This window comes from Clostridium thermosuccinogenes, assembly GCF_002896855.1.
In the GTDB taxonomy this organism is placed as follows: Bacteria; Bacillota; Clostridia; order Acetivibrionales; family DSM-5807; genus Pseudoclostridium; species Pseudoclostridium thermosuccinogenes.
This window is the reverse complement of record NZ_CP021850.1, coordinates 244,195-264,978: the sequence shown is the minus strand read 5'-3', so window position 1 is coordinate 264,978 and position 20,784 is coordinate 244,195. Positions and strand designations below refer to the sequence as shown.

Below are 20,784 nucleotides of genomic sequence, written 5' to 3'. Positions count from 1 at the left end.
CAAATGATACTATATTAAATTTATACCTGGAAATGTAAAACTTTATACAATAAACCCAACTTTGTAAATATAATGTTATAACTTACATCATTTTCTGCACAAACATATGGAAACTTTGTAACACGCACCAAATATTGACTGCAGAAATATTATAATGTATATTTTGTGTCAGTTCGAGCTTTATCGCACTCGGTTAATTTATACTTTTGTTTTGTCATACTATACTAATCCAATTATCCCTTTTCAATGCACAATAACACTAATTAGTAATATGTTTATTATGATTAGAATTTACATCATTATTTTCTTTACTAATATTGCTCTCGGATGCATTGATATACTCTATTCTAAATAAGTAGTTAATAATAAAGTATAAGATCATTGTAACAATTAAAACTAAGCTCCCATAAATAGTATTTTGAAACGACATAAAACTCCATAATGGTACCCAGTAAAAATATATAGCATAAGTTCCAACAGAAGATGTTTTTCTTAACACTATTCTTTTTAATAAAACATATATTAAAATTGCTATAAATATAGGTATTATACACAAAAACCCAAAATCATAATAAAAATCAAAAAAACCTGTTGGTACCGTTGCACTTTTAGATGCATATAAACCACCTACTTCGGGTTGATACGGATTTAAATCAAATATATTATGAATCCGAAGAATACCAAAATATAAGCATTTATAAGAATATAAACCTATATAATTTGGATATATATCTCGGTACTTAATATTAATATTGAGGTTGTTTAGTGACATTGGAAAATAACCATAATATACCGAAATCACATTTTTAAAAGTCTCAGGCCCACTATAACCTATTGTATCAGCATAATTAATATCATATTTCCCATAATGACTCATCCTATAATCCGTATATTTCACCATGAATAGAATTAATAATATCCCAAATATTACAAAAACATATTTTTGTTTTTTGTTCTTAAAGAATTTCTTTCTAACATATCTCCCTAGCTTTTTATCATTAATATATAGAAAGAATGCAAACGACATAAGTTGAATAAAGCTTATTAAAACTATCATTCTTGAAGACTTACCTATCATAAGTAGTAGTATGAAAAAAACTATCCCAAATAGATATATCCTTTTTTTAGTTGTATACCAATATAGAAAATTCGCTAGTAAAACAACAAATAAGCTATTAGTAAAATACGATATAAAAGGGGCTGAATAAGTATGTATATCTACATTATGCAATGCTGGGAATATATATCCTGACCCTAAATAGTTTTCCAGACATGTAAGTCCAAAGTAAACTATATTAATAGCAAGTAAAACTCCCTTATTTTTTTTAGCTTTTATAATTATAACTTTTTCATTAATTGTTCTTCTATCGACTAAATTAGCCAAAATTACAAGCATATTTAGAATAATAAAGATAAAATAGAAAACCGGCGCTATACCGTCCTCAATTAAGGTAGACCACTTTAAAAAATACATAAGTAACGGAAGATTTATTCCAATAAGTAAATATGTATAAATATTAAAGTAATCTTTTCTAAATATTATTCTGTATATTCCTTGAGAAAAGCAAATAAACGCGGTAAACCAAAATAGTAATTCCATATTTCCCCCTCGATTTATATCCTATCATTGTTTTTTCTTTATCCATTGTCTATTATTGCATTTATTAAACTTAAGTTGCATAGTAAAATGTAAATGTTTTCATGGCTATCCCTAATTTTGTAATAACAATATTGACAGTTACCTCATTTACTGCATAGTATATACATACCTGTTAGTAGAAACCAAGTATTGATTTCTGAAATACCTTATAGTATCTCCCAGATTTTGAAGCTGTAAGGATTTCTTGTTCGGAACCTTGAAAAGCTCCGGAAATGTTTAGGTCATAAAGACCTTACACCTGAAACGCATTATTGTTGTTTAGGATTCCACCTAGTACTAATCAAACCTAACTGAGTTTTAATGATACTGTTAACTCATTTCAATATCCTATGACTCTGGAACTATAATATGCTTTCATATGTGGTATAGCTAACATTGCACTTATTATAAATGCTAGTTTATCATATAAATCGGAATGTCTCCATAAAAATTAGGATAATATTTTAGAGAATAGTTAATTCTCTTGTAATCTTCATACCAATTATTCCACCTATATTCTCCAAGAAATCTTGAACCATAGCTTCTATCCCGATACAGGTATGCTCTGAATAGATCCTAGAAACTTTTTTTGATTCTTTCATTGGTAATAATAACTTAGACCATAAATGCCATAGGTTGCTTAAAGCATTACTATAAGGTAAATTTAGCACATTTATATAATTAATTTTCTTTGATTTGTCCTATTATTATCTCAAGCATAAGCTTGCCGCTCATGGAAATAATTTGTTCGTATCAATTAAAAGTTGCCACACTCGGTTAACTTATTTTTTGTTTTACCTCTTATTGCTAATACAATTATTTACTTGTCAATGTACAACACCAATAATATTAAATGCATACAAGAATAGTAATTATTAAATTTATTTTCCATCTTAATTACTATATTTGCCATAACCACCAAAGCATAGCAGCCAAAAATCACAAATAAACGATTTCACACGTAAGTAATTCATATTTTTTATATATAAACTAAATAATTTACTAAATTTCCTCTTTTTAAGAATATCATACCTGAATTTAGATATTTTTAACCTCTCCTTTATTGCAGTATTCACCTCTGTATTTAAGTTAAATTCTTTACAGACAATCTCTTCTAGTATATTGTTATATTTTTCTACTTCAAACAATTTTCTTTCTAAATTTAATAATTTAAAAATGCGGTGTTCTTCCTTGGCTGTATTATTGCTGTGACGCCTATGGTATACACCAATATAGTCATAATAATAAAACCCGTTATCATTAGAAGCAAAAATTGCAAAAATCATATCATGAGCGGCTCTTAAGTTTCTAAAATTACTACATATTTTTTTATAGTAATTTTTTCTAATTGCCATTGTCATTCCTGGCCACCTAAAAGAACGTAAAATGTCCTGGATATAAACCGGTGTAATTTTCATTGTTTCTGAGGTTTTAGGAGTCATTAAACCATTAATTTTATTATTATCAGCATCTATTACACCATAGTTGCAGCTGAGTAACTGGATATTTGGATTCTCATTCAAAACTGTTTCCATTCTTTCAATTTTATCTATTTTCCAAACATCATCTTGATCAGAAAGAAATACTATATCTCCTTTACAATTATCAATGCAATAGAAAAAATTCATCGGATATCCTTTATTTTCTTTATTTATTATGAGCTTCCATCTATCCTGTAAGCCATTATCTTCTATAAACTGAGCAATTATTTTGGCAGTATTATCAGAAGAATTATCATCACAAATAACCACTTCCTCAGGTTGTCTTGTTTGCTTTAAAATTGATAGCAGCTGCTCTTCAATAAATTTTTCTCCATTGTATGTAGCCATGCATACGCTTATCAACTAAATATCCCCCATTTGCACTAATGTAAATTATTAACGTATAACTCTATGTATTCTCTACATCTATCCTCTTTGTTATATAGTTTATTAGCACGTACTACGGCATTTTTTGAGTAAAACTCTTTTCCTTTTTCCCTTATCTTTTTAATTTTGCATAATAATTCATCAGTTTTCCCTTTTGACACTACAAAACCAGTATCTTGCTCTATACATTCTACACTTCCACCTGTGCTAAAAGTTATTACTGGTGTCCCGCAAGCTAATGATTCTAAATTAGTTGTTGGGAAATTATCTTCTAAAGTCGGGTTAACAAAAACATCTGCTGCTGTATAAATCTCTGCTAATTCTTTTACATTATTAGTTCTGCATATTCCAATTATTTTACTTGGAAGTTCTTTTTTTTGTTTTTTAGTTAAGCCAACTAAAACAATCACTTCGTCTGATTGTAACTTGCTAGATAATTCAAAAAAGTACTTAATGCCTTTTCTTTTATCCCATATATTCGCAACGCCTAAAATAATAAACTTATTTTCAAGATTATAATTTTTTCTAAATTCACTTTCAGTTGGATTAAATATCTCCACGTCTATACCATTATTTATAACTTTTATATTATAGTCTCCTAAAAAAGATACCCTAACTAATTCCGCAAGCCAATTAGAAGGTGTGACAATTGTCATATTTTTTAATCCAGAAAATATCTCTTTCTTTTTATTATAGTTCTTTTTAGAGTTATCAAACAGTATACTCGATGGATAGCTTCTCTTTTGTGGGCAATTATAGCAACCTGTCTTCCATTTATTGCATCCGACATAATCAAAGTATGCACAATGTCCTGTAAATGCCCAACAATCGTGTAATGTCCAAATAACAGGTTTATTCAACTTTTTTAAACAATCAAACAATATTTCAATGTTTATATAATACCCGTGAATATTATGCAAGTGTATGATATCTGGATTTAGTTTTTCAACTTTTTTTACAAAACCTTGAGTAACTTTTCTCGACCCAAATCCATGAATATCTAATATTCTAGTTTGCAAAGCATGTTTATATACATCAAACTTCGATCCAATATTAATTGCATTATTGCAATTTTTAGCTATTCCTCTGCCATATGCGATATAGCTATCATATCCTAGCTTAATTAAGGTATTATGGATATCTGTTACAATCCTACCTGTACTTCCAATTCCACAAACAGTATTAATTTGAAGTACTTTCATCTTATTTACCCCACACTACTCTATTCACATAATCAGTATACGACAATATAATCCTAACTACTTTATCTGATACATTAGGCATACTGTAATCTGCTACAGTCCTCAATGCCCCTTTTCTTTGAGTTTCTAACATAGCTAATCCCTGCAGTATTCTCTCTTTCTTCAGTCCTACCATCATAACCGATGCTTCTTCCATCGCTTCTGGCCTTTCGTGTGCTTGCCTGATATTAAGCGCCCTAAGTCCAAGAATAGACGATTCCTCACTTATTGTACCACTATCACTAAGTACCGCTTTTGCATTAATTTGCAACTTCACATAATCAATAAAGCCTAAAGGCTTCATTGTCCTTATTAAGGGATGAAATTCAACCCTCTTAGCTTCAATCATTTTTCTTGTCCTAGGGTGTGTGCTTACTATTAAAGGTAACTTATATTTTTCTGCAACAGCATTCAGACTATCAACCAAGTCCAAGAAATTCTTCTCATCATTGATATTTTCTTCCCTGTGGGCAGAAACTACAAAGTACTTTCCTTCTTCAAGCTCTAACCTTTCTAGTATATCGGACTTTTCAATATCTTCTCTTCTGGAATTAAGCACCTCAAACATTGGGCTGCCGGTTTTTATGATTCTATCAGCAGGCAATCCCTCTCTCAGCAGATATTCTCTTGCTATATCACTATAGGGCAAGTTAATATCCGATATATGATCTACAATCTTTCTATTGGTTTCCTCCGGTACTCTTTGGTCAAAACATCTATTACCTGCCTCCATATGAAATATGGGTATATGCCTTCTTTTAGCTGCAATAGCACACAAACAACTGTTAGTGTCTCCCAGTATAAGTAAAGCATCTGGCTTTGTCTCTTCTAAAATTGGGTCTATTTTAATAAGGATATTCCCTATAGTTTCTACTGCCGTGCCTGTAGCAGCATTAAGAAAATAATCCGGCTTTTTTAGTTTTAAATCCTTAAAAAAAACTTCATTTAGTTCATAATCATAATTTTGACCGGTATGAACCAGGATATGCTCTATTGCTTCTGATTCTTCCAATTTATTTATAACCGCAGATAATCTTATAATTTCTGGTCTTGTCCCAACTACTGTCATTACTTTAAGTTTCTTCATCAACTAAACCTCCAAATAGCAAGTATCCGGCTTCTCAGGATCAAAGCACTCATTTGCCCACATTATGGTGACCATATCCGTATCTCCAAGATTTTCAATGTTGTGAGTATAGCCTGGAGGTATGTCCACCACTTCCAGCTTGTCCCCACTTACGTAATACTCAATAATCTCATCTGAATCTACTTTTCTAAAGCGTATGACTCCTTTGCCGCTTACCACAAGAAACTTTTCGATTTTTGTATGATGCCAGTGGTTTCCTTTGGTTATTCCAGGCTTGGATATATTAACAGATACCTGTCCTCTTTCAGGCGTTTTAATAAACTCCGTAAAAGACCCTCTGTTATCCACATTCATCTTAAGCTCATAGCTGAACTGGTCCTCAGGTAAATAGCTCAAATATGTACTGTATAGTTTTTTTGTAAACGCATCAGACATATCCGGAATTGAGCGTTCCTCACGGCTTTTCTTAAATGAATATAGTAAATCGGCAATTTCCCCTAGTTTGATAGTGTAAACTATCGGCACTTCACAAAAATTACCGACTCTATTTTCCTTACCATTTAAAGCATTAATCAATTCATCCACTACATCATCTATATAAACTAATCTCATAACAACATTTGGATCATTAATAGTGATAGGCAGGTTATGAGAAATATTATAGCAAAATGTTGCAACTGCACTGTTATAATTTGGCCTGCACCATTTGCCAAATACATTAGGGAAGCGATAAACAAGCACTTTTGTTCCTGTTTCTTTCCCATATTCAAAGAGTAAATCCTCTCCAGCTTTCTTGCTCTTACCATAAGGGTTATTCAATTCTGCCTGTATTGAAGATGAAATCATCACTGGGCAGTTATTATGGTATTTTTTTAGGGTATCCAACAAAATAGAAGTAAATCCGAAATTCCCTTCCATAAACTCCGATTGCTCTTTTGGACGGTTCACTCCCGCAAGATGAAATACAAAATCCGCTTTCTTACAATATTCATCAAGTAAGCTGGGATCCGTGTCTTTATCATATTCAAATACATCCATGTATTTTCTGTTCTTTAGTTCAGCAACAAGATTTTTACCTATGAACCCCTTGGCACCGGTGACTAAAATTTTCATGACCTATTCCACCTATCTAGTTCTTCTTTTATATAATCAAGAGAAAGAAGTTTTTCTTTTATCTGTTCAACATTTAACCTTTCAGTGTTATCAGAGTTATACTCTTCATCGGAAGAAAGCCTCTGATTTCCTTCTACAAAATACTTGTCATAGTTAAGATCTCTTTTGTCGGCAGGAACTCTGAAAAATCCCCCCATATCCTGAGCTACCAGGTACTCTTCTTTAGTGAGAAGAGTCTCGTACCTTTTCTCTCCATGACGAGTTCCGATTATCTTTATTTCATTATCCGCGTTAAATAATTCTTTAACTGCCTGAGCTAAATCTCCAATGGTTGATGCTGGAGCTTTTTGTACCATAATATCTCCGGCTTCAGCATTCTGAAATGCAAAAACTACAAGCTCAACAGCTTCATCAAGGCTCATCAAAAATCTTGTCATATTTGGGTTTGTTACTGTCAAGGGTTGTCCACTTTTAATCTGCTCAACAAAAAGTGGTATCACAGATCCCCTTGATGCCATTACATTACCATATCTGGTGCCACAAATAAGAGTTTTATTTGGATCTACTGTTTTTGACTTTGCAACAAATACTTTTTCCATCATAGCCTTGGAAATACCCATGGCATTTATCGGGTATGCTGCTTTATCAGTTGACAGGCAAATGACTTTTTTAACTCCATATTCTATTGCTGCAGTAAGTACATTATCTGTTCCTAAAATATTAGTCTTTACGGCTTCCAACGGAAAGAACTCACAGGACGGAACCTGTTTGAGAGCAGCTGCATGAAATATATAGTCAACGCCATGCATAGCATTTTTTATAGATTGCAAATCTCTCACATCACCAATATAAAACTTCAGTTTATCATTTTTATAATGTTTTCTCATGTCATCCTGCTTTTTTTCGTCACGAGAAAAAATTCGGATTTCTTTAATATCCGTATTTAAAAATCTCTTCATCACAGCGTTTCCAAAGGACCCTGTACCACCTGTAATTAGTAGAGTCTTATTTTTAAACAAATTAATGCGCCTCCAATATTTTTTTCATCATATCTACATACTGTTGAGTACACTTTTCTTTTGTATATTTCTTAAGAAATAACTCCCTACAGTTTTTACCCATCAATTCTTTTCTTGTTTTGTCGTTCTTTAATTCAAGTATTGCATTTACTAATTTTGATACCTCTCCAACTTCCAATGCAAAACCAGCATCATTCTCTAATAAATCCTTTGATATATCTGAGTTTCTGCCCATAATGGCAATTACCGGTTTTCCAGCCATCATATAACTGTATGTTTTACTAGGTACTGCAAGGCCTGTTAAACCCTCTGCCAAGCTTACAAGAAAGCAATCGCTTATATTCAAAGCGTCTTGAAAATCTTGACCATGTAAAAAATCATATATAGTAACATTCTGTAGGTTTTCTTCTTTTACTATAGACTTAAAAGCTTCCATTTTATTTCCATGCCCGGCGAATATGAATCTTATGTCATTTATATTTTTTAGTTCTCTTATTGCATCTAATATAGTATCCAGATCTTGGCAGATTCCCATATTTCCAAAATAAGAAACCACAAGGTTCTCCCCTAATGCCAAATCTTTAAATAACTCATTCTTATAGGATTTTGAAGTATCTATAATTCCCTTATCTTCATACCAATTAGGAATTACTTCTACTTGATGACGCTTTAACGATAATCTATGTTCTAGCAGATAATCTTTCATCTCATTTGATAAAGCCACTACTTTATTTACATGTTTAAAAATAGTCTTATTAAATTTTTTCATCATTTTACTAATTATACTACTTACTGAAATACTATTTGTAATATGAGCAATCTCAGGATAGACATCATAACTAACAAAAACTATTTTTGTGTGAAAGAGCTTGCTTGCCCATGCTGCAATTAAAGGCAATACTGGTGGATTGGAATAAACAATTATAGATTTATAATTTCGTAAACTAGGAAATCTTAAAGCAACAGAAAAAGTGAATGAAAAATAATTAATTAATCTTCCAATAAAATTACTTCGCTTTAGTTGGATATACTTTAATCTTCTTATTTCTATATCTTCATAGACTTCTTTCAAAGGAACTTTTCCTGACTTATTGTATTCCTTTGGATACCCACACATAGCTCCAACACTAAAACCAGCCTTTACTAATGCTACTGCTGTGTCATATGGAAGCGTGGCTGAAGATACATATTCTGGATAAAAATATTGACATAAAAACAAAATATCCTTTTTCTGTTTCATAGATACTTTTTCCCTCAGTTATTAACTTTCTGTCAGTTTAATCGATTCCTCAAAGGAAACAGTTTCATATTCCATCTTCCATCCATCAATAGTTGTACCATGATAACCAATCATTTTTTTATCATATACACAAGATCCAAAAACTTTTCTTAATGTTTCTGACATCTTAAAACCTATACTAATAGCAAAATTAAAAAACTTAGTAATTCTAATCTCTTTATTATGCGATTTTGCAATGAGTCTTACCAATTCAGTAGTATTTACATAGTCCTTATTCTGAGGGAAAAATAATCCCTCAGCACAATACTCTATCAATAACCGAGTAAATTCAGATAAATTATCTATATATATCATACTTCGCTCATTATTTACATCAGGAAAGATAGGCAATTTAACAGCCAAGCGAGCTAATCTTGGATAATTACCTTTACAACCCTTTCCATAAACTATTGGAGGTCTAAGAACCGCTACCTTGAAACTACTATCTTCATTCATTTTCAATAGCAACTTTTCTGCTTCGTATTTTGATTTGGCATATGGTGTCTTCGGGTCAGGTAAAGTTTTTTCTGTTATATATCCTGTTTCAGTTCCATAAACCCCCATTGTACTTAAAAATATAAATTGTTTTACTCCTTCAGACTTTGCTTTCTCCGCTACATCTACAGCCAAATCTCTATTTACTTCGAAATATTTACTTGTATTTTTTTCTTTTACATGAACAATCCCAGCCACATGAAATACAACATCATAGCCGGAAAAATCTTTCTCTTTCCAGGTACCATCTATCATATCAACAGTATCAACAGAATATTTATCCGGCCACTGTGCCACCCACTTTTCAAAGCTTGTCCCAATATAGCTGTTGGCACCAGTAATAAGAATCTTTTTCAATCTATTATGCCTCCTCTAAAACCTTCTCAGCTTCAGCTTTATTTTTAGCTTCTTCTATCGCGCCGGTTCCGCCTTCAATCACGCCGTCGCTTTTGATTACACTGACAATGGTGCCAAAGAAGCATTTTAGATCAAACAAGAAGCTAATTCTCTTAACGTACTCTCCATCTAACTTTGCTTTAACCTCAATCGGCAGTTCATCCCTGCCATTGATCTGCGCCCAGCCGGTCAATCCTGGTCGCACGTCATTAGCTCCGTACTTATCCCTCTCTGCTATCAGATCATATTGGTTCCAGAGAGCAGGCCTTGGCCCTATAATGGACATATGTCCTATGAGAATATTCCATATCTGCGGTAGCTCATCCAGGCTTGTCTTGCGCAAAAACTTGCCTACTCTTGTTATATATTGCTCGGGGTTTTTGAGCATATGTGTTGGTGTATCTTTGGGAGTATCTATACGCATTGTGCGGAATTTCAATATGTCAAAATGACTCTTATGAATCCCTACACGTTTTTGCTTGAACAATACCGGTCCTTTGGAATCCAGTTTAATTGCCACAACCAAAATTAAAAACAGCGGAGATAATAAAACCAATCCTACAAGCGAAATCACAATATCTAATAGTCGCTTTATTTTTAAGTAAACCACTGCTTAAGACCCCCATACTTCTACATGAATCTAAGTTCTTGCGTTTTTATTATATTCCAGCATGTGCTGACACAGCACTTCTTTAAAGAATGCTAGTCTATATACCTTACTACTTAAAAATTTAATATTTCAACTTTCTAAATCCCAGCTGCGGCAACTTCTTCCCTGGCATAATTATAGGTCGGCACTACCATAGCCATAGTCTCCCTCAGCTTTTCCGGGTCATCTACATTGACTTCCAGCTTCCTGAGCTTTTCCATCAGATCCATGTATTCAATATCCAGAGGTTTTCCTATGAATATCTTGTCATGCCGGGTAGCCTGGATACCCTCCTCAGCCAGCAGCAGCTCTTCATAAAGCTTCTCTCCCGGTCTGAGGCCAGTAAATTCTATCTTAATATCCTTATCCGGCTCAAAGCCTGACAGACGTATAAGGTCTCTAGCCAGATCCACTATTTTTACCGGCTTGCCCATATCCAGTATGAATATTTCCCCTCCGCGGGCCATAGCTCCCGCCTGCAGCACCAAACGGGCCGCTTCCGGAATGGTCATGAAAAACCTGGTTATCTCAGGATGGGTTACCGTGACCGGGCCCCCATTGGCTATCTGTTTCTTAAAAAGAGGAATGACGCTGCCATTGCTTCCCAAAACATTACCAAACCTTACAGCCACAAACTCAGTTTTGCTGATTTTGTCCAAAGACTGGATTATCATCTCAGCCACTCTTTTGGTGGCTCCCATGATATTTGTCGGGTTTACGGCCTTGTCTGTGGAGATGAGCACAAACCTCTTTACTCCGAACTCATCAGCGCACTGGGCCGTGTTTAGTGTCCCAAAAATGTTGTTCTTCACAGCCTCGGCAGGATTAGCTTCCATAAGGGGCACGTGTTTGTGAGCCGCTGCGTGGAATACTACACCAGGGCGGTAGGTTTCAAATACCTGCCTCAGTCTCTTCCTGTCCCTTACCGATGCTATGACCACTTCAAGGTTTATATCATTTTTATATATTTGCAGAAGTTCATTCTGCAGGTCATAAGCGTTATTCTCATATATATCCAGGATTATCAGCTTTTTAGGTTTAAACCTGGCTATCTGCCGGCAGAGCTCGGAGCCTATGGACCCGCCTCCCCCTGTCACCAATACCACTTCGTCTTTCAGATACCCTGAGGCTTCATGCATATCCAGCTTGACCTCATCCCTTCCCAGGAGGTCGTCTATGCTTACATCCCTTATCTGGCTGAGACCCACCTTACCATTAATTATTTCATATACACCAGGCAGGGTTTTCAGCTTGCACTTTGTCTTCTTGCATATATCCAGAATCTCCGATACTTCTTTTCTGTCTACTGACGGCAGGGCTATTATTATTTCATCAATGCCGTCTTTCTCAGCAACCTCACATATCTTTTCCCGGCCGCCTTTTATAGGAACGCCATGTATTTTCAATTTCTGCTTCCATCTGTCATCATCAATCACAGCCACTGCTTGATACTGCGTACATCCGGCAGTTTTCAACTCCTTTATCACCATGGAGCCGGCATCGCCGCCGCCTATCACCATTACCCTCTTCCTTTTGTCGTGCATTGAAATACCCACATTTTTAAGTCTCCTGAGCACCCGGTAGCTCATACGGAATCCTCCAATGAAGATTAAGGCCAAAAGGCAGGAAATGATGTATACGGACCTGGGGAGCCTGATATCGAAGCCATAGCCAATCAAAAGGTCGATTATGCTTGCCGATACTGTCGCAAAAAACAGCATAAAAAGCTCGTCTACGCTTGCATTTCTCCATAAACTGTGATAAATACCGAAAATGAAGTATATAAGAACATTTACAGCTGCTAGTATGGCAAAAGAATTGACAAATCTGGACAAATATAACTCGGGTATCTCCCCGTCAAATCTAAGAACTAAACCTATATATATGGATAAACTGATAAGGACAAAATCTACTATTACCAGTAGCAATTTACGAGTATAAATCAGCAACCATTTTACCCCCCTGCTTAAGGCCGGAAGCAAAGCCACTCTTGCCATACACGCCGCTTTGATTGCTCCTGCCTTTCATCTTAACTCCTTAGTCCAATGAACCCAACGAATTGCCATTGAGGACTTACCAAGAGTTTTAACTTGCCCTTTCAGGAGTTAAGTTTCTATATTTTTCACCCGTTTTTCCATCACAAACGGATAAATATACTAATTCTTTATTTATCTATTATTATTAAGCAAATTTTCTTCATAGACCTGAAAGCATAGCTTCGCCCTTTCACATGGCGATTCTTCCATGCTACAAAATTAGATTAGTATCTCCTCCTTATTCTGGCAGTGGGCCGAAACACCAGAGCAGAACTTCGGATTTTGTCTTACTTAAAAGCAGGCGCAAAACCGGCCTGCTGTAAACTGGTTCAAAAGATTAAGCAAATTACTAAAACAGCAAATCAATCTGCAGTTTTAATTTTAGTTACGTTAGCTAAAAATGTCAACATATACCTGTCTTTGAAGCATTACCTGCTTTTATGGGGCAATGTGATTTTTTTTGCCAAAATTAATAAGTAAATTGATATTTTTTGCAAGAACCTGTATCCATTCCATCAGCAGGATAAACTGCTTTCAGACCGGTTGCAGGACCGATATCCCCAACTCCACAATTCTCGGCTCACCCATAAAGTTAAGCCTTACCTTCGCCCTTTCCTTCCTCCTGTTGATATCTACAATCAGTCCTTCCATCGAAACAAGAGGGCCATCTACCACCACAACTTTTCCGCCTTTTATCATCACGCTGGAAAAACCGATGGTCTCATCATCGCAGATAAGGCTGCTTATCGTCCATATCTCATGCTTTTCAATCTTTAAAGGTTCATAGCCGCCTCTCAGGAGCTTTATAGCCCCGGGTATATCCTTGTAATAATTGTGCTTTTCATCCTCGATGTCACCATTTAGCAGCACATACCCGGGAAAAAGGGTGCGTATTACATATGACCAGGAACCGCCTTTCCTCTCTTTTAGCTTCCTCTTGGGAACTACAGCCCTTAATTTGCCGTCAGAGTTCTTCAGTATATAATCCTTTACCTGGTCTTCCTTACCGGTGCGAACAAACAAGGCATACCAATCATCGCTAAATACCACTTGCTCCGTAATATCACCACCCTGCGGTTTATTGTACCGGCTATGCTGATTGCAGCTTATCCGCCATGCTGCTGTGAGATAGCGGATAGGCAATTTCATTTTAAACCGTATGGGACGGAGTGTCAACAAGCATTAACTGTATGCAGCGCCATATGCTTGCCCGCTTCCCTTTGTAAATTATACATACGAGTATGCTTTTTGTAAAACATAAAATTCCTTCAAGCATTGCCAATTTAGCCTATTTCTCTACAAAAAACATCCAATTTTTATATGTAAGTGCCTTGAAATCCGGCAACTCAAGTACTACCCTGCAAGTATTTGCCGAAACTTTTTTCGGGGAATATTTGCAGGAAATGATTAAACTTATGAATATTTATTTCATCTTATCCCGGTAGATCCGAAACCTCCACCTCGATCCGTGCCGATACCTTTTACCGAATCCACTACTGACAGCCTCATGCGTGGCACTTCCTGGAGAACGATCTGAGCTATGCGGTCGCCTTTTCGGATATGATAGATGCCTTTTTTGTTTCCTTTGCTGTCGATGGTGAATACCTCTTCGGATTCCTTTCCGTTTGTCTCCGAGGTATTGGTCATTATTATGCCCAGTTCGTCCCTATAACCGCTGTCTATCGTACCCGGCGAATTGGTGATCCTTAAGGGCGTCTTTAAGGAAACACCGCTCCTGGGCCTTACCTGTATCTCAAAGCCTTCCGGTATGGCCAGTTTCAGTCCTGTAGGTATCACCACGGTCTCCCCCGGGTTTATAAAAGCTTCTTCAGCGGCATATACATCCATGCCTGCGTCCCCTGGCCGGGCATATTCCGGGAGTATGGCGCCTTCCCGGCAGATTTCCACATAGACCTCTATCTCTTTGCTCATTTTTTATCCCCTTTTCATCTTTTTTATTTTTAGTTTCCATCAAGGCATCCGCGTATTGAGCTTACGCACCGGAACCTTTTGCAATATTTAGCTTAGCTCACACACCCCTATAATAATGCCCTTTTGTAAATCCTTTGCTTTTTACTTCATCAATAAACTCTCCATACTCCTTCAAAGCCTTGACACCGTCTTTTGCTGCGCTTCTAAAGAGCCTTACCAGGTGGTATACCTCCTCTGCCTTTTCATCCGTTATGTTAAGGCGTATCCTGTTTATCCCTGCATCCCTTAACCCATCAATGCTGTCAGGCACGAAGATCACGCTGGAGTTAAGCACAATGGCACGGCAGTCAATGCGGTCGCATAGTACCGGAAACTCCACACCCTTGCGATCCTTAAGCCTGTATTCCCCTTTCATGCAAGCTTTGTTGCAAGCCTGCCCCTTTCCGAATCCTCCGACAATGCTTCCCACAGGGCAGTACTCGCTGGTCATCACCGGAATGCGTCCATATACTACGGCGTTTTTTGAAAGTCCTGGTACCTCCTTCAGGCTCCTTATCTGAGCCAGGCTCATTTCCAGCGACAGGGTGATCTCCTTAAGTCCTGACTTGTATAATTCCTCAAGACTATAGCTGTTGAAGGCGTTAAAGGAATAATCCCCTTCCAGTATGAGCTTCGTTCTGTTTCTTAGGTATTCCAAAGAGCCTAAATTTCCTGCCAGTATTCCGTCTACCCCTATGGCTTCAATCTCATCCAGCTTCGCCTTAATTAGCCGGTCATAGTTTCCCCGGGTTATGGGCGGAAGCCATAGGAAGACTTCCTTTCCGGCCTCTTTAATGGCTTTTATTGTCGAAGCGTCTACCCTCCCCTCCAGAAATCCTCTAAAGGGAAGGTAAATCCTGTCGGCATCCAGCTGGGTATAATCCCAGCTTTCTCCGGCATCATAAAAAAGGACTGAGACTTCAGGGCATTTTGCCTTCTTTTGCCCGCTTTCCGGGAAATGCAGCAGCTTTTCCTTTTTCTCCGCTGCCGTATCCGGCAACCTCCTTTTATATTGTCCTGCCCTCCTTTTTTCCATCTCCTCGAGGGCTTTCCTCCGGATATTGTTTATTTCACTTATAGGGAGCGACAAGCCTGGTTCCAGGATTATTTCCGGTTTTTCAAGATCAAAGGGTGTACCTCCGGTCTTTAGGAGCTGCCCTATGAGCCTTTCCTCCGTCAGAGGTTTGTTTATGGCTGGCTCCGGCAAAATATTTCCTCTCACCTCAACCTGGTTCCCTTCTTCATCGCCTACTGCAAGCCATACAGGTTCTCCTACCCTTACGGTCATACGGCCCCACAGCAGAACCCCGCGCCGGCCCGGTCTTGTATATGTCTCCCTCGCTGCATCGTTGAGCTTTGCTGATGAAGTCCTATACACTTTGTTTCCTTTATATATGCGTCCGCTTATACTGCCCACCGTCACGATATCACCCTCACCGGCAGCATCTACATCCCTGCTTCCTTTTCTAAGCAGAGTCACAACATTTCCGGGGCTTTCCCCTTCCTCACCGTTCCAGACCTCTATTCCGTCACCCAGGGACAGCTCTTCGGCCAGTTTTACTTTTATCGTCTTTGCCGCCTTATCATGGGATATCACTTCACCCAGATATATGCCCCAATTTTTAGGTTTTTCATAGCTCATCATGTCCTTTCCCAGCTTGCCCAGGAAATACCCGGCGGAAAATCCACCCCGGTTGAATATCTGAGCCAGATTACCCAGATCTCTGTGGTCCACCGGCACATCATGATCTCCTTCTCCCTTTCCGGATGCCTGCAGTAAGTCAAGATACTTTCTGTAGGTTCCCACTACAACAGCAACATACTCCGGCGATTTCATCCTGCCTTCTATTTTGAGGGAACGCACCCCGGCGCCCACAATTTTCCCCATTTCCTCCACAGTGCACAGGTCCTTTGAGCTGAGCAGATACCCTTTCCCATATGGTCGGAACCTGCTTATGGAGTCAGAAGCATCTCCATCGCCTGTCTTTCTTCCCAGGAGCTCATAGGGAAGCCTGCAGGGCTGAGCACATTTCCCCCGGTTACCGCTTCTTCCGCCTATGACACTGCTCATAAGGCACTGTCCAGAGTAGGAAATGCAAAGGGCTCCGTGGATAAAAACCTCTATTTCCAAAGCGGTATTGGACGTTATATGTTTTATTTCATCGATGGAGAGCTCCCTGGCCAGGACAACGCGCTTAAAGCCCATCTTTTCCAGAAAATTTACCCCTTCTAAGTTGTATACCGTCATCTGGGTGCTGGCATGCAGGTCGAGATCGGGGAATATCTCCCTTATCAGCCTTGCAAGCCCGATGTCCTGCACAATGATTCCGTCAATGCCCATGCGGTATGCTTCTCCAATAAATCCCAGGGCGGATTCTATTTCATCATCCGCTATGATGGTATTCAAGGTAAGATATATTTTAACTCCCCGGACATGGGCATAATCCAGGGCCTTTTCCAGTTGTTCATTATCAAAGTTTCCTGCAAACTGCCGGGCGTTAAAAAGCTTTCCTCCAAGGTAAACAGCGTCGGCCCCGTTCTCGACCGCCGCTATAAATGCTTCCCAGTTGCCGGCAGGAGCGAGCAGTTCGGTTTTACTTATCATAGATTTCTCCTATGGCAATAGTGTATGGGGGCACACCGCCATCCTTAAGTTTTGGTCTTGCGGAATGCCCCCTTATCAAAAAAGCGCCTATGCGCTTCTTAGGTATAATTGTTTTATGTATAAAGTCAATCTTGCAGTAAAATCTACATTTATTTCAATTTTAATTTCTTTTTACCCTTCGGTATGATAAATCTAGCTATTTCTATAAATCTTACCACCGTCTTTATTTTATCCAGAACATTGTTTTTAAATGCGCCTGCAGCTGCCGCCGTTGTGCTTACGGTTTCGCTCACGCTGCTTATGGCATACTCCACTGACTTTACTTCTTTTTTTGCAGTTTCACTGATCTCAATCAAGTTTTTAGTGACAACAGGTATGTCCTTCAAAGCCTGATTGATGTTAACTTCATTTTCATCCAGGATCGTTTTTATTTTTGCAATACTCTTATTGAGATTGTTGATCAAAATTATAAGATATACGCATGCAACAATGCCCAAAACAATTAAAACTATCTGACCCACATCCGTCCAAACAATATTATCCACCAGAATACCCCTTTCCACTAGGCAAGATTTATACCGGCCACTTATTACATCGATGAATTCCCATTAACAAATTGATATTCAGGCAGCGGTTTTTTGGTTACAAAACCTCAGATATTTCAAAGATAATACTTAAGGCTGCTCCTACCGCTCCCCGACAACCTTATACATGCTCGCCTTATCCAGCGAATTTCTGACTTCTTTGAGCTCAGCTTCCCTTTTTGCCAGTTCCAGCTGCAGTGCTGTGCTTTTATCTGCCAGAGCCTTGTTGGCCGAAATCAGCCTTTGTTTTTCCTGCTTCAGCTTCTCCAGTTCTTCTTTGCATTGCTCCAGTTCATCCTTCGCCTTGGCTTCTCTTTCATATGTCTTGAAATAATCATCTGCAACATTTATTGCTGTAAGTATTGCTGCCATCGAGGTGCTAAGCTTGCTGTTTGCCTTCATTATCTCGTTCATTTTTTTATCCACATACAGCCCGATTTTCTGGATGTACTCATCCGACTCGGTACCCACCAAGGTGTAGTCGTAGCCGGCGATCCTGACTTCTACCTTGTTTTTCTGGCTCACGCTTATCAGCTCCTTTATACCAATCTTGCCTTTCGCCTGATGGAAGCAAACTGCACGATGTTGCAAAACGGGCTTTATTTTACTATATTGTACCATATTTCGATATAAAAAGCATCATATTTTATATGATGTAAAATAATAGTCAAACATATCATTGCTTACAAACTTCAACAAAAATGTAAAGAAAATTTAATTTACTGTCTGTAATAGTCTGGTATAATTAACTAAATAAGTATTTCATTGCTATCTTTTGTTGTAATCTAAGAGCAGTGTTAATCATAACTTGCCATAGTAATTTTTATCCTGGCCTTCTGCAGAAAAATTTTTGTCATTAGGAGGGATTTATATACTAAAGATAAAGTTTAACAATGATGATGCTTTTTATGAGTCGCTCTGCACCAAATATTTTGAGCGGATATATTTTTACTGTAAAAGGCTGGTCAAGGGACAGGAGCAATTTATGGACTTTGTTGAGGAATGCACCCAGAACACTTTTTTGGAAGCCCGGAAGCAAATCTCAAAATTAAGAAACCACCCCAATGTTGAAGGCTGGCTGTACACTACCGCAAGAAATCTGATCAATAGCTCATACAGAAGCATGTACATAAAAAGAAAGCATGAAGTCAGTATGGATGATGCTTTTTCCAATTGCATATGCGAACCGGAGATAAATTTGGAGGAACTTTTTAGCAGCGCTGCGGATTTGGACAAATTAAGCGCAGAAATACTGCAAAAGCTCACACCCAGCGAACATGATCTGTATGTGGATTACTTTGTAAATAAAGCTTCTGTTTCCGACCTCTCCAGGAAATACGGCATATCGGCCACAGCTACAACGACAAGGATATACCGGTTGAAAAAGAAAATTAAAAACATCGTCCGTGAATATTTTATGGATAACTGATTATGCAAACAAATTAAAGCATGTGATTTTGCATAACTTGTGCAATGTTATTTATGGAGAAAGCTATTTTTTATATCGTAGGCTTTACACATAGTAGTAACGGTTATAAATGATAGCCTGCCATTGATAGGGATGGTAAACTGGCCGGATAGCAGGCAAATACGTTGAGATAATCCCTTGTTATTTACCTACAATAATAGCTTTATTAAATTTAAAGCAAATAATAATGTTGTATACTATCCATTTAAATAAAATTCTTGGAGGTTATTTATAGAAATGAAGCCCAATCAATCAAAAACTATATGTAAAATCATCATATGCCTTCTTGCAATATCCATAGCAATTACTGCTTGCGATACAGTAAGCCCATCAAATCAAATCGAACAAGCAATGGACAAGCAATCCCTGCAGCAAGAAACTCAATCCCATGATGATAAGGCAAGCTCTTCCGAAATATCTATAATCCCAAGCATAGAAGATATGATGGAAACTATCAATACTCTATGCAAAAGTGCACGACCGGTTGGTTCTTCAGAAGAAAAAAACGCTTGTTGCTTTCTTGAGGAAACTTTAAGCTCATACGGATACGAAGTGCATGTACAAACTTTCCCATACGAAACCGCAACCTTAAGCGCATTTAATCATGATGCCTTTTGGGATATTAACGGAGATAGAAAAGATGGAGACAGCCAAAACTTGATTGCCGTGAAAAAGGCAGATTCAGATTATGAAGACAGCAGCATCATTATCATCAGTGCTCATTATGACAGCTCAGAAAACTCACCCGGTGCAAACGATAATGGTTCAGGTGTTGCTGTTCTCCTTGAAATTGCAAAGCTAATAAAAAACCTGCCCAGCAATAAAGAAATACGCTTTATACTCTTTGGAGGCGAAGAAAATGCGCTTTATGGCTCCCGGTACTATGTAAAAAGTTTGAGTGAAAATGAGTTGAAGCGGATAAAAGCAAATATAAACCTGGATACTCTTGCTGGAAAAGGGCCCGATGATCCTCGTCTATTAACCATCGACGGAAAAATAAACCATGCAACGAGCATAATAACAGGAATTGATGAGAATAAAGACTTGGAAATCGGAATAGCTCCTTTAAGCGACCATTTCACTTTTGCTCAGGCAGGAATTGCTTCACTGACCATAGGCCAGATTGATACAAGCTTTGAAATACACACTCCGGAAGACAATGTCGATAACATAGACAAAGAAAGGCTAAAGATAGCGGCTGATATGGTTGTACGGCCGTTAATAAAAGAAATATGTCCTGATAGATATAACGAAATTATATTTAAGTAAAAGCTAACATGGATAAAGCTATATCCAATCACATACACAAACCGGAAGAAAAATCGAAGGAAAAC

The 20,784-nt window shown here is 37.5% G+C and carries 17 protein-coding genes; 2 read left to right on the top strand and 15 right to left on the bottom strand.

The annotated features are described in order from the left end of the window. Window positions 1-259 precede the first annotated feature (259 nt). The 15 genes from CDO33_RS01175 to CDO33_RS01100 form a co-directional block, all read right to left on the bottom strand. Complete coding sequence (locus CDO33_RS01175; protein ID WP_103080288.1) at window positions 260-1,600, bottom strand: hypothetical protein; 1,341 nt, start codon at window positions 1,598-1,600, stop codon at window positions 260-262. 932 nt (window positions 1,601-2,532) lie between these two features. Then, a complete protein-coding gene (locus tag CDO33_RS01170) occupies window positions 2,533-3,468 on the bottom strand; it encodes a glycosyltransferase (RefSeq protein WP_151898641.1) in 936 nt (311 codons plus the stop codon). Window positions 3,469-3,503: 35 nt separating this feature from the next. Further along, on the bottom strand, window positions 3,504-4,709 hold the full coding sequence (locus CDO33_RS01165; RefSeq protein ID WP_103080290.1) for a glycosyltransferase: 1,206 nt from the start codon (window positions 4,707-4,709) through the stop codon (window positions 3,504-3,506). A gap of 1 nt (window position 4,710) precedes the next feature. Continuing rightward, window positions 4,711-5,835: a non-hydrolyzing UDP-N-acetylglucosamine 2-epimerase gene (gene wecB / locus CDO33_RS01160; protein WP_103080291.1), complete on the bottom strand. Its 1,125-nt coding sequence runs from the start codon at window positions 5,833-5,835 to the stop codon at window positions 4,711-4,713. A gap of 3 nt (window positions 5,836-5,838) precedes the next feature. Continuing rightward, entirely contained in the window at window positions 5,839-6,948 is a 1,110-nt protein-coding gene (locus tag CDO33_RS01155; protein WP_103080292.1) for a capsular polysaccharide biosynthesis protein CapF, read from the bottom strand. Continuing rightward, a complete protein-coding gene (locus CDO33_RS01150) occupies window positions 6,945-7,967 on the bottom strand; it encodes a nucleoside-diphosphate sugar epimerase/dehydratase (RefSeq protein ID WP_103080293.1) in 1,023 nt (340 codons plus the stop codon). Before CDO33_RS01150 ends, CDO33_RS01155 begins: the two co-directional genes overlap by 4 nt. Window position 7,968: 1 nt before the next feature. Continuing rightward, on the bottom strand, window positions 7,969-9,207 hold the full coding sequence (locus tag CDO33_RS01145; RefSeq protein ID WP_103080294.1) for a glycosyltransferase family 4 protein: 1,239 nt from the start codon (window positions 9,205-9,207) through the stop codon (window positions 7,969-7,971). A gap of 21 nt (window positions 9,208-9,228) precedes the next feature. Continuing rightward, on the bottom strand, window positions 9,229-10,098 hold the full coding sequence (locus tag CDO33_RS01140) for an NAD-dependent epimerase/dehydratase family protein (protein WP_103080295.1): 870 nt from the start codon (window positions 10,096-10,098) through the stop codon (window positions 9,229-9,231). 4 nt (window positions 10,099-10,102) lie between these two features. Beyond that, window positions 10,103-10,747, bottom strand: coding sequence for a sugar transferase (locus tag CDO33_RS01135; protein ID WP_103080296.1), 645 nt, complete (start codon window positions 10,745-10,747; stop codon window positions 10,103-10,105). 137 nt (window positions 10,748-10,884) lie between these two features. Beyond that, window positions 10,885-12,783, bottom strand: coding sequence for a nucleoside-diphosphate sugar epimerase/dehydratase (locus CDO33_RS01130; RefSeq protein WP_103080297.1), 1,899 nt, complete (start codon window positions 12,781-12,783; stop codon window positions 10,885-10,887). A 573-nt stretch (window positions 12,784-13,356) separates the two neighbouring features. Further along, the gene (loaP, locus tag CDO33_RS01120) at window positions 13,357-13,971 is read right to left on the bottom strand and encodes an antiterminator LoaP (protein WP_103080298.1); all 615 of its coding nucleotides are present in this window, start codon (window positions 13,969-13,971) and stop codon (window positions 13,357-13,359) included. Between the two features lie 279 nt (window positions 13,972-14,250). After that, window positions 14,251-14,754: a dUTP diphosphatase gene (dut, locus tag CDO33_RS01115; protein ID WP_103080299.1), complete on the bottom strand. Its 504-nt coding sequence runs from the start codon at window positions 14,752-14,754 to the stop codon at window positions 14,251-14,253. Window positions 14,755-14,851: 97 nt separating this feature from the next. Further along, entirely contained in the window at window positions 14,852-17,398 is a 2,547-nt protein-coding gene (locus tag CDO33_RS01110) for a U32 family peptidase (protein WP_103080300.1), read from the bottom strand. Between the two features lie 149 nt (window positions 17,399-17,547). After that, on the bottom strand, window positions 17,548-17,943 hold the full coding sequence (locus CDO33_RS01105; protein ID WP_103080301.1) for a hypothetical protein: 396 nt from the start codon (window positions 17,941-17,943) through the stop codon (window positions 17,548-17,550). A gap of 141 nt (window positions 17,944-18,084) precedes the next feature. After that, entirely contained in the window at window positions 18,085-18,507 is a 423-nt protein-coding gene (locus tag CDO33_RS01100) for a cell division protein ZapA (RefSeq protein ID WP_103080302.1), read from the bottom strand. Window positions 18,508-18,832: 325 nt separating this feature from the next. Between CDO33_RS01100 and CDO33_RS01095 the strand changes: the two genes are divergently transcribed. Continuing rightward, on the top strand, window positions 18,833-19,411 hold the full coding sequence (locus CDO33_RS01095) for an RNA polymerase sigma factor (protein WP_242973487.1): 579 nt from the start codon (window positions 18,833-18,835) through the stop codon (window positions 19,409-19,411). A gap of 276 nt (window positions 19,412-19,687) precedes the next feature. Beyond that, entirely contained in the window at window positions 19,688-20,719 is a 1,032-nt protein-coding gene (locus CDO33_RS01090; RefSeq protein ID WP_103080303.1) for a M28 family peptidase, read from the top strand. The last annotated feature ends 65 nt before the right edge of the window (window positions 20,720-20,784 follow it).

What these genes read in the sequence shown, in the direction of transcription:
- CDO33_RS01090 (WP_103080303.1), top strand. Translation starts at nt 19,688, where the DNA reads ATGAAGCCCAATCAATCAAAAACTATATGTAAAATCATCATATGCCTT.
- dut (WP_103080299.1), bottom strand. Translation starts at nt 14,754, where the DNA reads ATGAGCAAAGAGATAGAGGTCTATGTGGAAATCTGCCGGGAAGGCGCC.
- CDO33_RS01175 (WP_103080288.1), bottom strand. Translation starts at nt 1,600, where the DNA reads ATGGAATTACTATTTTGGTTTACCGCGTTTATTTGCTTTTCTCAAGGA.
- CDO33_RS01130 (WP_103080297.1), bottom strand. Translation starts at nt 12,783, where the DNA reads ATGGCAAGAGTGGCTTTGCTTCCGGCCTTAAGCAGGGGGGTAAAATGG.
- CDO33_RS01165 (WP_103080290.1), bottom strand. Translation starts at nt 4,709, where the DNA reads ATGAAAGTACTTCAAATTAATACTGTTTGTGGAATTGGAAGTACAGGT.
- CDO33_RS01155 (WP_103080292.1), bottom strand. Translation starts at nt 6,948, where the DNA reads ATGAAAATTTTAGTCACCGGTGCCAAGGGGTTCATAGGTAAAAATCTT.
- CDO33_RS01110 (WP_103080300.1), bottom strand. Translation starts at nt 17,398, where the DNA reads ATGATAAGTAAAACCGAACTGCTCGCTCCTGCCGGCAACTGGGAAGCA.
- loaP (WP_103080298.1), bottom strand. Translation starts at nt 13,971, where the DNA reads ATGAAATTGCCTATCCGCTATCTCACAGCAGCATGGCGGATAAGCTGC.
- CDO33_RS01170 (WP_151898641.1), bottom strand. Translation starts at nt 3,468, where the DNA reads ATGGCTACATACAATGGAGAAAAATTTATTGAAGAGCAGCTGCTATCA.
- wecB (WP_103080291.1), bottom strand. Translation starts at nt 5,835, where the DNA reads ATGAAGAAACTTAAAGTAATGACAGTAGTTGGGACAAGACCAGAAATT.
- CDO33_RS01145 (WP_103080294.1), bottom strand. Translation starts at nt 9,207, where the DNA reads ATGAAACAGAAAAAGGATATTTTGTTTTTATGTCAATATTTTTATCCA.